Here is a 12,009-nt window from a genome sequence, read left to right as displayed (position 1 = left end):
CAGAACAAATGAAAATCAAGACCGGGCACGTGAAACTACAGACGCCCGACCACTGGAATATCGCCGTCTACAGCTATTTGCCCGAAAAGATCACGCGCCAGTACCCCGTGATGCTGCTTCACGGCATCGCCTCAAACCACAATGTGTGGGATTTCGGCGTGCCCGAGCTCTCATACGCGCGCCACCTGGCCGAGCAGGGGTACGCGGTCTATGCGATGAACCTGCGGGGCAGAACCGGTAGCGACGGCCCGCAGACGGGCAGGGGAAAACAGTGGTCGATCGACGACTTCTTGCTCTGCGATCTGCCGACGGTTGTCGAATACGTGAAGAAGCAGCACGGCACCGAAAAGATGCACTGGGTCGGGCACAGCATGGGCGGTATTCTCGGGTTCTTTTACCAGATTCGCCACAAGGCATCGAATCTGCAGAGCCTCACGACCTTTGCCACGGCGCTCAATTACACCTATTCGACGATTAACCACTTCAGGTCATTGCTCGACTATATCAGTGCGATGCAGTACTTTCCGCTGAAGACATTCTACAAGCCGATGATTCCGTTCGCGAGCCTCAACACCTTCTGGAACCGCTTTCTCTGGAACCCGGAAAACATGGACGCTGAAATCGCGCACAAGGTGCTGGAAAACATGATCGAACCGATTTCGGTTAACGAATGGAACCAGATCAAGCTCATCTCAGCAGCCGAAGGTATGCCCCGGCTCTCGGGCGGCTTTCCGCACCGTGCGGACGACCGGCGCATTACCGTGCCGACACTCATGCTTGCGGGTGATCGCGACTGGCTGTGCGCGCTCGACGGCGTCGAATGGACGATGGACCAGCTCACCTGCGAGCGTAAGCTCATTGTGTTCGGTAAAGAATACGGCAGCTCAACCAGCTATGGCCATATGGATCTAGTCTGCGGCAAAGCGGCGCCACGCGAAGTCTGGCCCAAAGCTACAGACTGGATCAACAAACGCGACGCCCTGGAATAGCCATTCGGCCCATTAAATTGCTTTTTAGGCCTGTCTTCGTCGTGCAGATTGCCCGCGACGCGCATGCAGGCTTTCACAAAACAGGTCGAAAATTTTCTGCTCCATGCTGAAAAAACCAACAGGCTGCGTTCGCTTGAAGCGCCCCCCGAAAATTTAATCGACCTCTGTTCGAACGACTATCTGGGCCTAGCAAAGCACAGGCGAATTAAAGATGCACTGAAGACGGGGGTAGACCTCTATGGCGGTGGGTCGACCGCAAGCCGGCTCGTGCGGGGGCATCGCGGTATTTTTGCGCAGGTTGAACGGCAGACCGCCGAATGGCTCGGGGGCGAAGCGGCGCTTTTTTTCGCTAATGGATATGCGGCGAATGTTGGCGCCCTTTCTGCCATCTGCGATTCTTCATACGTGGCATTCATCGACAGGCTCGCGCATGCCTCGCTCGTCGACGGCGTAAGGCTATCAGGCGCTCAAAAAGTATACTTCAGACACAACGACATGCAGCATCTGGGCGAGTTGCTTGCCAAACACAGAGCAACCAAGGCTATCATCATCACCGAATCACTCTTCAGTATGGATGGTGACATGGCGCCGGCGGGCGCACTCATCGACTTGAAAACGAAATTCGACGCGCTGCTCTATATCGACGACGCGCACGGCATCGGTGTCTATGGCGACGCGGGTTGCGGGCTTTCTCCCCGTGAGGCCGATTTTCGCGTCATCACTTTTGGTAAGGCTTTGGGGCTCGAGGGTGCGGCGATAGTCTGCAGCGACGCTTCGAGAAGCTATCTTCTGCACAATGCACGCACGTTTGTCTTTTCGACGGCTCCCATGCCGGCAATTCTGCATGCTGCAGCAGTGGCGATTGAACTCGTCAAGGGTATGCAGGGAGAGCGTGAAAGGCTGCAGCAGGTGAGCGCGACGATTCGAAACGCCGTGAAAGATGCTGCACGCATGAAATCCTCATCGCACATTGTGCCGCTCATCTGCGAGAGTGAGGCGGCCGCGCTCGAACTCGCAGGCCGGTTCGCGGCCGCAGGCTTTCACACGCGTGCGATCAGGCCGCCCACAGTGAAAGAATCGCGCGTGAGACTTTCACTGAATTCGAACCTGACGGCTGAACAGGCGGCGCAGATAGCGGGCCTCATAGGGGCTGCATAGCATGGCCCTCGTCGTCGCCGGTACCGGAACCGATGTCGGCAAGACGCTCGCGAGCGCGCTCATCATGGCGAAATATGCGCGGCATGGCGCTCGCTATCTGAAACCCGTGCAGACAGGCGACACGAGCGACCGGGCCGTAGTTGCCGACCTCGCCGGTCTGCAACAAGATCAGGCATTATCTGAAATATACAGCTTCAGCACCGCTGCTTCGCCGCATTATGCGGCAGAGCTCGCGAACACAATAATTGAACCGCACCATCTGGTGCAGCAAATCAAAAATAGCGGCCGGGCACTCGTCGTTGAGCTTGCGGGTGGGCTGATGGTGCCGCTCACGCGAAATTACACTAACCTCGACCTGTTACGCGATTTGCGGTTTCCGGTAGTGCTCGTGGCATCGACCGGGCTCGGCACAATCAACCATTCGCTGCTGTCGCATGCGGCGTTGACCCAGGCTGGGTTAAGCGTGTGCGGATTTATTTTCGTCGGCAAAGCGGGGCCGCTGAAAGAAGACAACATACGCACAGTACTACAGCTGGCCGGCGCCGGGTATTTGGGCGAGCTGCTGCTCAATGAATCAGGCCACCTCGATGCTGCAGCGATGCGGCAGCTTGCAGCCGGCTTCGATGCGGCAGAAACCCTGAGGCAATACCTCGCATGATCTGGCATCCGTTCACAAAGCAACAGGGCGCGCCCGAGCCCCTGAAAATTACCCGCGGGCAGCGCGAATATGTGTTCGATAGCGAGGGTCGCCGCTACGTCGATGCCATTGCGTCATGGTGGACAGTGATTCACGGCCATAACCACCCGCAGATTGCCGGGGCGATAACGCAGCAGCTCGCCGAACTCGACCATGTCATTTTTGCCGGGTTTATTCATGAAAGCGCCGAAGCCGTCGATCGCGCGCTCATGCGCCTGACTGCGGGCCGTTTCACGCACACGTTTTTTTCTGACAATGGCTCGACTGCAGTCGAGGTGATGTTGAAGCTCGCAGTGCAATACTGGCATAACGAAGGGCAGAAAAAGCGCAACGTCTTCATCAAATTTGAGCCGGCTTACCACGGTGATACCGTTGGGGCGATGAGTGCCGGTGGCGATTCAGTCTTTAACCGCGCGTTCGAACCTTTGCTGTTTCAGACCCAATCGTTTCGTTATCCTCAAACAGATACAGACCTCGGTGTGCTCGATGAAATTGAAAGCTGGGTGAGGCAAAACCGCGACATTGTTGCCGGCATTATTATCGAACCTCTGATCGCGGCCGCAGGCGGTATGCATTTTCAAGAGCCGCAGCTTCTTGCCGCGCTCGACCGTATCTGCAAAAGTTATGACCTGCTGCTTTTGTTTGACGAAGTCTTTACAGGCCTCGGGCGCACTGGTAGAATGTTCGCTTTTGAGCACGCAGGCATTTCGCCCGATCTGCTCGCACTCGCGAAGGGACTTACCGGCGGGGCTTTGCCGCTCGCCGTGACCCTGGTGAATGAGCGTGTGCACCGCGCATTTGCGTCGCCCGAACCCGAAAAAAACTTTTATCACGGGCATACGATGAGCGGCAACCCGCTTGGCTGTGCTGCTGCTGCGGCGTCGCTGGCCCTCTGCGCAGACAACAGATTCTTGCCGCAGGTAACGGCGCTGCAGCAGAAAATGCAGCGCCGTTGGCGCCATCTTGAGACCGCGTTTGAGGGTAAGTTGCAGGGTGCGCGCAGCCTGGGTGCGGTCAGTGCGGGCAACCTCGTGACGCAGGGCACAGCCGGTTACACGTTTCAGCACGCAGCCGAAATGCGGCGGCAGGCTTTGGCTAAGGGGGTAATCCTCAGGCCACTCGGCAATGTTATCTACGTGACGCCGCCCTATAACATTTCAGATTCTGCACTGGAAAAGACCTTTGATTGTATCGGAGAAATTATCGATGACTACGAACCGTGAAATTGCGCCCGCGACGGCGGCGCACGCGCTCGACATTCTTGAGGGCAGGGTGCCGCTCTATGCGGCGCTCGCTGAAGCCGCAGAAGTGCGCGAACGCCATTTCGGTAAAGCGGTGCGCATTCACATTCTCGATAATATTCAGAACGGGCGCTGCGCCGAAGACTGCGGCTATTGCGCGCAGCGCAAAGACGCAAATTCAGGCATCGAACCCTATAGCTTAAAAGCCAACGAGGCGATCTATGCCGAGGCTGAAGCCGCGAAGGCTGCGGGCGCCTACCGGTTCTGCATGGTGACAGCAGGCACGGGGCCTTCGGCCAAACGCACCGAAGAACTTGCAGAACTTATTCGCAGAATCAACGCCGACCTCGGCCTGCGCGTTTGCCTTTCTGCGGGGCTCATCGACAAGAAGAAGGCAGAAGTTTTGTCTGCTGCAGGGCTTGATCGCTATAACCATAACCTGAATACCGCAGAAGAGCATTACGGTGAAATCTGCACGACGCATACCTACCGCGACCGGGTAGAGACACTCGAAAATCTGAGCAACGCAGGCGTTGGCCTTTGCTCAGGAGTCATTGTCGGCCTGGGCGAAAAGCCGCAGCACCTCGTCGAAGCGGCGCAAGAGCTGGCGAGACTCAGAGTCGCTTCAATACCGGTGAACTTTTTTATTCCGGTGCCGGGGCATGCGATCGAAAATGCGCAGACTTTGACGCCTGAATATTGCCTTCGGGTATTGATCGTGTTCAGATTGCTGAATGCCGCTTCTGAAATTCGCATCGCCGCCGGCCGCGAGGGACACCTGCGCTCATTACAGGGAGCGGCGCTTATGGTTGCGAATTCCCTGTTCGCTTCGGGATACCTCAACGTGCAGGGCTCGAATCTCGCCGAAACATTGCAGCTGATTGAAGACGCCGGGTACCACGCTGAAACCGCCGCCGGAGAACCCTTCACCCTGGCTGCAAATGCTGGCGTCGGTTATTCGCCGCAGCGGGTGAAAGATCTGCTTAAATTTCCGCAAGTATCTTCTTGAAACGGCCCAGGTCTTCTTCAAAGACATTCAGGTGTGGCGAGAAGCGCAGATAGCCTTCGCGCAGCGCACACTGCACGCCTGCCTGCATCAGCTTCACATACATTGCGCCCATGTCGTCCCCTCGGCGCGCGCAGACGATGGCGCTTTTTTCAGCGCCGAAACTGTCGCGTAAGACCTCGAAGCCATGATCGCCCAGCAGCTTTGATACCGCATCAGCGAGTTCAAAGAGTCGCGCCTGCACCACATCAAAACCAATACGGTGCAAAAAATCGAGTGACTCTGACAGAAAAATCCAGTTCATATAGGGCGCCGTCGACAGCATGAAGCGCTCGACGCTTTCTTTGTAGTCTTCGCGGTGCGGCAGATAGACGTCGTCGTTTTTGACAGAAGAGGTGCCCGCCACGCGAATGTCGAGCTTCTTCAAAAATTCGTCGTCGATAAATAACCCGCCTGAACCCAAAGGGCCGAGCAGCCATTTCCAACATGAGAACGCCATGGCGTCGACACCCAACGCCTTAACGTCGATGTCGACATGGCCGGCGCCCTGGGCTGCGTCGAGAATGAATGCGACGCCCCGGCTTCTGAGCAGACGGCCAATCGCCGCGAGGTCAAATTTGAGCCCCGTCAGCCAATCGACAGCCGACAGCGACATGGCGCGCACATTGGTCGTGAGCTCGGCGCGAATATTTTCGAGAAATTCGGCGGTTGATTTACCCGGCGAGACAAAGGCGATTTCAACACCCTGCCGCTTCAGCTGCAAAAACGGATAGACATTGCTCGGGTATTCGCGCTCGACCAGCAGAATCTTGTCGCCGCGCTCGAGCGGCAGGCTCTGCGCGATAAAGGTCATGCCCTCTGCGGTGTTGTTGAGTATCGCATATTCATGCGCCGACCCACCCAAGAGCTCTGCAAAGCGCGACTGTATGTTGCGCTTAATCTGCCCGTGGGGTTTATAAGACTGCAGAATGCCTTCGCGCATGAAGGCGTCGAGGTAGTTCTTGACTTCACGCGTCGGGCCCAGCGGCGGTATGCTCACCCCGCAGTTGTTCAGCCAGACAAGATTGGGTGCCACATCGAATTCGCGGCGCAGCGCGGCAAAGTCAGTCATGACCCATGAGCGCACGCAGAGATTGGGTCAGCGCGTCGCGATTTTTTGGGGATTATAAGTGCTGCTGCGCATGGGGCCTTTCAGACAGGCGGCTTTCGCTTCGGTGCAGACTTTTTCTTTCTTGGGAGTTTCTTCTTCGCCACAGCCTTTTTCTTTTTCGGAGTCTTCGCCACCTTTTGCGGCTTTAACTTCATGGCATGTATCATGTAGATCAGGTTCTTCAATTTCTGGGCTTTAAAATGCTGTGCCAGATGCAGAACGTCTTTTTCGCCCAAGTGGTGCACAAGTTGCAGAACGTTTTTAGATCCTACTGCATTGACAAGGGCGGCCATGTGGTCGGCCGAATCGGTACGCACGAGGTCGCGCAAAAATTCAGGTCTCAGCTGATTGGCGAGGGGGGCGAGCTGCGACATCGGTACTTTTTTGATGAGGCCCACGAGGTTCTCGGCGGGAATCTGCTGCGTGAGCACGAGCGCTCGCTCGCTGCCCGTTGCTTTCAAGAGCTCGAGCATGCGCTCGACACCGACGCCCGCGACAATTTTCACGAGCCTCTCGGTATCGAGGTTCGTCAGAAAAAGTACAATCGTCGCCAGATCGAGCCGGTTCATGAGTTCAATCGTCGCATCGGCCTCGAGCGAATTCATCAGCGTCACCAGCGCCTCGACGTTACTCTGGCGCACGATCGCCGAAACCTGGCGCACCGAGGTATGCGAGAGCACCTTCAGAATTTTCTTGTGTTCAATATGGCGCGAAAGGTAGTTGAGCTTGTCGCCCGGCATCGTCGACAAGAGCACGATAACCTTGCCGGGGCCGAGCACCGTGAGGTACTGCAGACCTTTGGTCAGCTCATTTGCCATGTGACATAAGACCTGTCGCAGACAGGCGGGAAAGCGGGTTTAGGATTGTCAGGTTATTCAAAGCGGTCGAAAAATTGCGGGGTTGGCGGGACTTGAACCCGTGGCCTTCCGCGTGACAGGCGGATGCTCTAACCAACTGAGCTACAACCCCAGTTATCATTCAACCCGGCCCAGAGGCCGAATTCACCCTTTCAGGTGACGGCAGTTTCTACACGTGAGACTCGCTGTCTACGAATTCTCAAAGAGCTGCACGGCAGCTCGCTCTAGGTTATGCACGGGCATGGCGGAGCCGCGGCCATTTTCAATTCGCCTTGACGTTGCGAATCGCCGGCGCGATCGAGCTGCATGTCAATGCGCAATTTGTTCATCGCCACCGGGCTTATTCTGGCCGTTGCGATTACCCGTTTTTTGCCACACCCACCCAATTTCAGCCCAGTCATGGCAGTGGCTCTCTTCGGGTCGGCAGTCTTTGCGAACCGCTATATCGGCTTCACAGTTGCGCTTCTGGCGATGGTTGTCTCAGACTTCTTCTTGGGCATGCATTCGACTCTGCCGTTTGTTTACGCCTCGATGCTGCTTGCGGCGTTTTTGGGCAACCTTTTGCGTGAGAACCGTTCGGTACTGAGAATTGTCGCCATAACGATGGCGGGTAGCGTGCTCTTTTTTGTCGTCACAAACCTCGGCGTCTTTATAATGCAAGACCTCTATGCCAAAAATCTTCAGGGGCTTGGTGAATGTTTCGCGATGGCTCTGCCCTTTTTTCAGAATTCACTCGCCGGTGATATGGTCTTCACCGCCGTGCTCTTTTCGATGCACCACATTTTCGTGACGGCGCCCGAGCGCCGTCTGTCTGCGCCAGCAGTTTGACAGGCTTCGGGTCGGCTCTGCGCTTTATTCTGGCGCAGCAGCGCAGCGGCTCGGTGCGTTCACTCGCACGGCGCAAAAACCTTACGCTTAACCTGCGCAAGAAACGTTTCGCAGCTGATCTTTACGAACCGCGAAATACCGTTACCGACACGATCGTCTTTCTGCACGGCATGTCGCCTTTGGGCATCTCTGACCCAAGGCAGATGAAAGCGGCGGCGGCACTCGCAGAGGCGGGGTTTCGCGTTATCTGTCCTGAAATTCCCGATATACGCAACCTGCAGGTAACAGGTGAAAGTATTGAGGTGTTTATCGGCCTCGTTGAATCCATTTGCGATAATGCGGATTTATGCTCGAACGGCCGTGTGGCGCTGTTCGCTCCTTCTTTTTCGGGGGCGATTTGCCTGAAGGCTGCAGCTGACCCTCGCATCGCGGGCCGCATTTCTGCAATCTGCGCTCTGGGCGCTTTCTCGCGCATTGAACGTTCGCTGCATTACCTCATGCACACCGATGACGCCGACGCGTATGCTCGGCTGATTATTCTGGCCAATTTTCTACCCCGGCTCAAGATCGGCAAGGGGCTCAAGCGCTATTATCTGGCCGCGGCGCACGACAACTGGAACGGTACGGCATCGCGTAACGAAAACCTTGCGGGCTTCTCACCCACAAACATGGCGCTGGCAGAAATGAAGCGTTTGACTGCGGGGCAGCGCCGGATCTTGCAAAAAATTGAAAACGATAAGCCCTTTCGCCGTGAGCTGGGCACGCAGTTGCTTACAGTCATGAGCGATACCCTGGCCGCTTATAATGTGGCTGAAGTCGCTGCCGAAGTCAGAGCGCCGGTTTTTCTGCTGCACGGCGAAAGTGATGACGTGATACCCGCGCGTGAATCAACAGAACTCTACCCGCTGATGCAGCGCGCGCGGCTGGTGGTTTCGCCGTTTATCGGCCATGCAGACACCGCGGTCTCGCTGAAACAGCTGCCCGATGTCTGGCGGTTGGTATTAGGGTTTGCCTGGTATTTTCGATGGGCCCGAACCTGATCGCCTCAGTAGAAGGTGCATCCGTCGCGCGCGCCGGTAAAGTTGTTCTGACTGATCTGAACCTCAAAATTCATTCGGGTGATCGTATCTATGTCTCAGGGGAAAACGGCGCAGGCAAATCTTCGCTGCTTTCACTCTTCGCCGGCAGATTGCATCCGTGGCAAAACCAGGGTGAGCGAAAATTTCCGTGGCTTGCGCCGCATGAGTCACTGTTTCACCTGAGGCGTTATGTTGCCCTCGTGGGCCGCGAAGAGCAGCTGCGACTGCAGAAAATCTATGCGCAGCAGACGGTACGTGACTTATTGCTTGGCCATAGTGATGGCGATGATTTTCTCTACCGCGACCCCGCGCCGCAAGACATACACCGGGTAGACGCCGTGATCGGGCGCTGGCATCTGCAGGCGCTCGCGTCCCGCAAACTCAAAACGATGTCGCTCGGCGAAATGCGCCTCGCGGCTATTGCACGCGCCGACATGTTCGAGCGGAGGCTTTACCTGCTCGATGAAGTTTTCAATAGCCTGTCTGATCGCATTGCCGGCGAAGTTATCAGCTGGATATCTGGGCTATCACCATCTGCCGCCGTGCTGTTCACCGGCCACGGTGCTCCCGCGCGGCAGCTGCAGTTGGCGACACGCACATGGCAGGTGCGCAGCGGGGTTGTAACCGAGTTTGAGATTGTGCCGCGTGCGCAGGCGACCGGGGCTGACATTCGTGTCGCAGCGCCGGGTGTACCAGATCCCGTAGACTTAGTGAAATGCGACAACGCTGATTTCTATCACGATTTTCAACCGATTTTCAAAGGGGTTTCGTTTACCTTGCGTTCAGGCGATCGTATACTACTCACCGGGCCGAATGGCTCGGGTAAGACCACGCTGCTGCGCATTCTGCATGGCGATTTCAGGCCTGCCTGGCAAAGCGGCACGCTCGGTTTCTTGCATGCACTCGAGCATGAAACGAGGCCGCAGCTTTGGCGGCGGGTTCAGCTCGTTGCCGCTGCGCATTTTGATTACTTTTTGCCAGAGATGACTGTTGCCAATGTGCTCGCTTCAAGGCTTTCAGGTTCGCTCTATAGTTTTCCCGAAACTCTGCCCGAAGCCTGCGACGCCGTGGTCGCAGCGTTTCATTTGAAAGAATTTTTACCGCGCCATTTTCAGACGCTTTCAGAGGGTGAAAAAACACGGGTGCTGCTGGCGAGAGCATTTCTCGAAGCCGCACCTGTCTACCTCATCGACGAGGGTTTCATGGCTCTCAGCGATCGGTTTTTTTCTCAGGCGCTCGACTATCTGAACGCTTTGCCGGCAGAAGCTGCAGTTGTCATCGCTGCCAATGAGCGAATTCTCGATATTCGCAACGGTCTTAAGTTCAGACTGTCAGACTGGCAACTCGCTCACGGTCGGCTGTCCATTCTTCTTTAGCGCGTTTGCTGTAGACGTAACGCTCGAGTTTGGCCTCTTTAATTTTTGAGATATCGAGAAAAATAAAGCCATCGAGGCTGTTATTGAAATCTTTGTCGATGCCAAAGTCGAAAAAACTGACCCCACCTTCGTCGCAGAGTTCTGTATACTGTTTGTACAGCGTCGGTACGCTATAGCCGTAATGCTTGAGGTTCTGTTTGAGCTCCTTAAAGCTCTGTTTGTAATCTTCAGCTTTAAAGGCCTTTTCGATCTGCTGCAGATGGCCCGCGCGGTAGGCGAAACGGTGCTTCGCCCGCACCGGGCCGTCAGTCTTGCCGAACCAGCGGCTGTAAAACCAGACCAGCATCTCGCGTGCTTCGACAGAATACGACGCGCTCACCGATACCGGCCCAAACAGGTAGTTGTATTGCGGGTTTTTCGCCATGAAAGCGCCGATTCCATGCCAGAGGTAGTCGAGTGCCTGGCTGTTCCAGTAAGCCGGTTGCACGAAACTGCGGCCGAGCTCGAGCGACTGCGGCAGGTACTTTTCAAATTCTTCGTTGAAGCGAAAGAGAGTAGAAGTGTAGAACCCCGATGTGCCGCGCTGGCGGTAAATTTCGTCGCCGGCAGCGAGGCGGTATGCGCCGACTACCTCGAGTTCTGCGGCGTCCCACAGCACGATGTGCAGGTAATGTTCGTCAAATTCGTCGAGATCGATTTTTCTGAGCGTACCTTCGCCGACTTTTCGAAACGTCAGCTCACGCAGGCGGCCGATCTCACGCATGAGCGCTGGGGCGGTTTCGTAACGAACCAGCAGAATACTGATCTTGTCTTCGGTCTCGCCGAGTACTTCGGCCTGCATGATGTCATTCAGAATCTGTTTCTTGTCGGTTGGGTGAACGATATTCTTGGTCGTGCGAAAGGTGCCGGGTTTGCCGCGGCCGATCTGGTAGACGTGCCGGCGCAGAAGTTTTGCTGCAGCCCCGGCTTTTATACCCGCGAATGCCTCGGGCAAAATCGGGTGCGAGACCGTCAGCGCAATCGACGAATGCTTCTGGCTTTTGATCTCTGAATCAAGCGAGATATCTGAATAGAGTCCTGAAACCGCTGTCCAGAAATAGTGAGAGAGGCGATTACGCGCTGCAATGTGCATCGCCACGACGGGTACCTGCCAGAGCGTCGCCATCTGCGCAACTGCCTTCGACCAGTCCCCGTCGCTGATCTGTCTCAGCCGCCAATGCCGGGTTTTAGCGGGAAAGTAAATCACCGCCCGTTCTTCATTCAGCGCTTTTTGAATTTTCTTGAGTGTGGCGTAGGGCTGCTGTTTGCCGCTATTGACGACGACTGTGCCGTCGTCCCCCGTAAATTCTGAAAGCGAATCGGCGACAACCGTGATGTCGCGTCTGATGCCGTGTACTGTCGAATAGACCGCGATAAGGTCTAAAAACGCCAGAGGATGGTTTGCCGCGATGAGCAATCTGCCCTCAGCGGGTATTTTTTCCCTGTCCCTGAGGCTCACCATGATTTCGAGGTCGAGCTCGTCGCGTACCCGCTCGACAAGGTCGGCAAACGGGAGACTCTTGCGCCTGAAAAGGGACTCTTTCAGGTTCTGGAATTCGGGGGTGTAGAGTGCGCTGCTGATACTCATA

At 56.0% G+C, this 12,009-nt stretch carries 11 protein-coding genes and 1 tRNA gene; 8 read left to right on the top strand and 4 right to left on the bottom strand.

What is annotated here, in order from left to right:
* Nucleotides 1-8 precede the first annotated feature (8 nt).
* The 5 genes from TURPA_RS18625 (at nt 9) to bioB (ending at nt 5,094) form a co-directional block, all read left to right on the top strand.
* Complete coding sequence (locus TURPA_RS18625) at nt 9-989, top strand: alpha/beta hydrolase (RefSeq protein ID WP_169314429.1); 981 nt, start codon at nt 9-11, stop codon at nt 987-989.
* A gap of 63 nt (nt 990-1,052) precedes the next feature.
* Nucleotides 1,053-2,147 (top strand): aminotransferase class I/II-fold pyridoxal phosphate-dependent enzyme, encoded by a 1,095-nt coding sequence (locus tag TURPA_RS18620; RefSeq protein ID WP_014804811.1) that lies wholly within the window; start codon nt 1,053-1,055, stop codon nt 2,145-2,147.
* Nucleotide 2,148: 1 nt separating this feature from the next.
* Nucleotides 2,149-2,805 carry a dethiobiotin synthase gene (bioD, locus tag TURPA_RS18615; protein ID WP_014804810.1) on the top strand — a complete coding sequence of 219 codons (657 nt, stop codon included), beginning with the start codon at nt 2,149-2,151 and terminating at the stop codon, nt 2,803-2,805.
* Nucleotides 2,802-4,067: an adenosylmethionine--8-amino-7-oxononanoate transaminase gene (bioA, locus tag TURPA_RS18610; protein ID WP_014804809.1), complete on the top strand. Its 1,266-nt coding sequence runs from the start codon at nt 2,802-2,804 to the stop codon at nt 4,065-4,067. The genes bioD and bioA overlap by 4 nt, the downstream gene beginning before the upstream one ends.
* Nucleotides 4,051-5,094: a biotin synthase BioB gene (gene bioB, locus TURPA_RS18605; RefSeq protein ID WP_014804808.1), complete on the top strand. Its 1,044-nt coding sequence runs from the start codon at nt 4,051-4,053 to the stop codon at nt 5,092-5,094. Before bioA ends, bioB begins: the two co-directional genes overlap by 17 nt.
* Here bioB and TURPA_RS18600 read toward each other — a convergent pair.
* The 3 genes from TURPA_RS18600 to TURPA_RS18590 form a co-directional block, all read right to left on the bottom strand.
* Nucleotides 5,069-6,202: an aminotransferase class V-fold PLP-dependent enzyme gene (locus tag TURPA_RS18600; RefSeq protein ID WP_014804807.1), complete on the bottom strand. Its 1,134-nt coding sequence runs from the start codon at nt 6,200-6,202 to the stop codon at nt 5,069-5,071. The genes bioB and TURPA_RS18600 overlap by 26 nt on opposite strands.
* Before the next feature lie 80 nt (nt 6,203-6,282).
* The gene (locus tag TURPA_RS18595) at nt 6,283-7,059 is read right to left on the bottom strand and encodes a hypothetical protein (protein ID WP_014804806.1); all 777 of its coding nucleotides are present in this window, start codon (nt 7,057-7,059) and stop codon (nt 6,283-6,285) included.
* Between the two features lie 77 nt (nt 7,060-7,136).
* A tRNA-Asp gene (locus tag TURPA_RS18590) sits at nt 7,137-7,210 on the bottom strand.
* A 200-nt stretch (nt 7,211-7,410) separates the two neighbouring features.
* Here TURPA_RS18590 and TURPA_RS18585 point away from each other — a divergent pair.
* From TURPA_RS18585 to TURPA_RS18575, 3 genes are read left to right on the top strand one after another with little or no spacing between them, the layout of a single operon-like run.
* Nucleotides 7,411-7,926, top strand: coding sequence for a DUF6580 family putative transport protein (locus tag TURPA_RS18585; RefSeq protein WP_014804805.1), 516 nt, complete (start codon nt 7,411-7,413; stop codon nt 7,924-7,926).
* Nucleotides 7,923-8,966: an alpha/beta hydrolase family protein gene (locus TURPA_RS18580; RefSeq protein WP_014804804.1), complete on the top strand. Its 1,044-nt coding sequence runs from the start codon at nt 7,923-7,925 to the stop codon at nt 8,964-8,966. The genes TURPA_RS18585 and TURPA_RS18580 overlap by 4 nt, the downstream gene beginning before the upstream one ends.
* Nucleotides 8,951-10,381, top strand: a complete 1,431-nt coding sequence (locus TURPA_RS18575) for an ATP-binding cassette domain-containing protein (RefSeq protein ID WP_014804803.1) — start codon at nt 8,951-8,953, stop codon at nt 10,379-10,381. The genes TURPA_RS18580 and TURPA_RS18575 overlap by 16 nt, the downstream gene beginning before the upstream one ends.
* On the opposite strand, the gene TURPA_RS18570 is transcribed toward TURPA_RS18575, so the two are convergent.
* Nucleotides 10,329-12,008, bottom strand: a complete 1,680-nt coding sequence (locus tag TURPA_RS18570) for a GNAT family N-acyltransferase (protein WP_014804802.1) — start codon at nt 12,006-12,008, stop codon at nt 10,329-10,331. The two genes, TURPA_RS18575 and TURPA_RS18570, sit on opposite strands and share 53 nt — an antisense overlap.
* Nucleotide 12,009: the final 1 nt, after the last annotated feature.

The organism is Turneriella parva DSM 21527, assembly GCF_000266885.1.
Taxonomy (GTDB): domain Bacteria; phylum Spirochaetota; class Leptospiria; order Turneriellales; family Turneriellaceae; genus Turneriella; species Turneriella parva.
Note: the sequence above shows the minus strand (reverse complement) of the source record. Positions and strands in the feature narration are given on the sequence as shown.

What these genes read in the sequence shown, in the direction of transcription:
- TURPA_RS18625 (WP_169314429.1), top strand. Translation starts at nt 9, where the DNA reads ATGAAAATCAAGACCGGGCACGTGAAACTACAGACGCCCGACCACTGG.
- TURPA_RS18620 (WP_014804811.1), top strand. Translation starts at nt 1,053, where the DNA reads ATGCAGGCTTTCACAAAACAGGTCGAAAATTTTCTGCTCCATGCTGAA.
- bioD (WP_014804810.1), top strand. Translation starts at nt 2,149, where the DNA reads ATGGCCCTCGTCGTCGCCGGTACCGGAACCGATGTCGGCAAGACGCTC.
- bioA (WP_014804809.1), top strand. Translation starts at nt 2,802, where the DNA reads ATGATCTGGCATCCGTTCACAAAGCAACAGGGCGCGCCCGAGCCCCTG.
- bioB (WP_014804808.1), top strand. Translation starts at nt 4,051, where the DNA reads ATGACTACGAACCGTGAAATTGCGCCCGCGACGGCGGCGCACGCGCTC.
- TURPA_RS18600 (WP_014804807.1), bottom strand. Translation starts at nt 6,202, where the DNA reads ATGACTGACTTTGCCGCGCTGCGCCGCGAATTCGATGTGGCACCCAAT.
- TURPA_RS18595 (WP_014804806.1), bottom strand. Translation starts at nt 7,059, where the DNA reads ATGGCAAATGAGCTGACCAAAGGTCTGCAGTACCTCACGGTGCTCGGC.
- TURPA_RS18585 (WP_014804805.1), top strand. Translation starts at nt 7,411, where the DNA reads ATGCGCAATTTGTTCATCGCCACCGGGCTTATTCTGGCCGTTGCGATT.
- TURPA_RS18575 (WP_014804803.1), top strand. Translation starts at nt 8,951, where the DNA reads ATGGGCCCGAACCTGATCGCCTCAGTAGAAGGTGCATCCGTCGCGCGC.
- TURPA_RS18570 (WP_014804802.1), bottom strand. Translation starts at nt 12,008, where the DNA reads ATGAGTATCAGCAGCGCACTCTACACCCCCGAATTCCAGAACCTGAAA.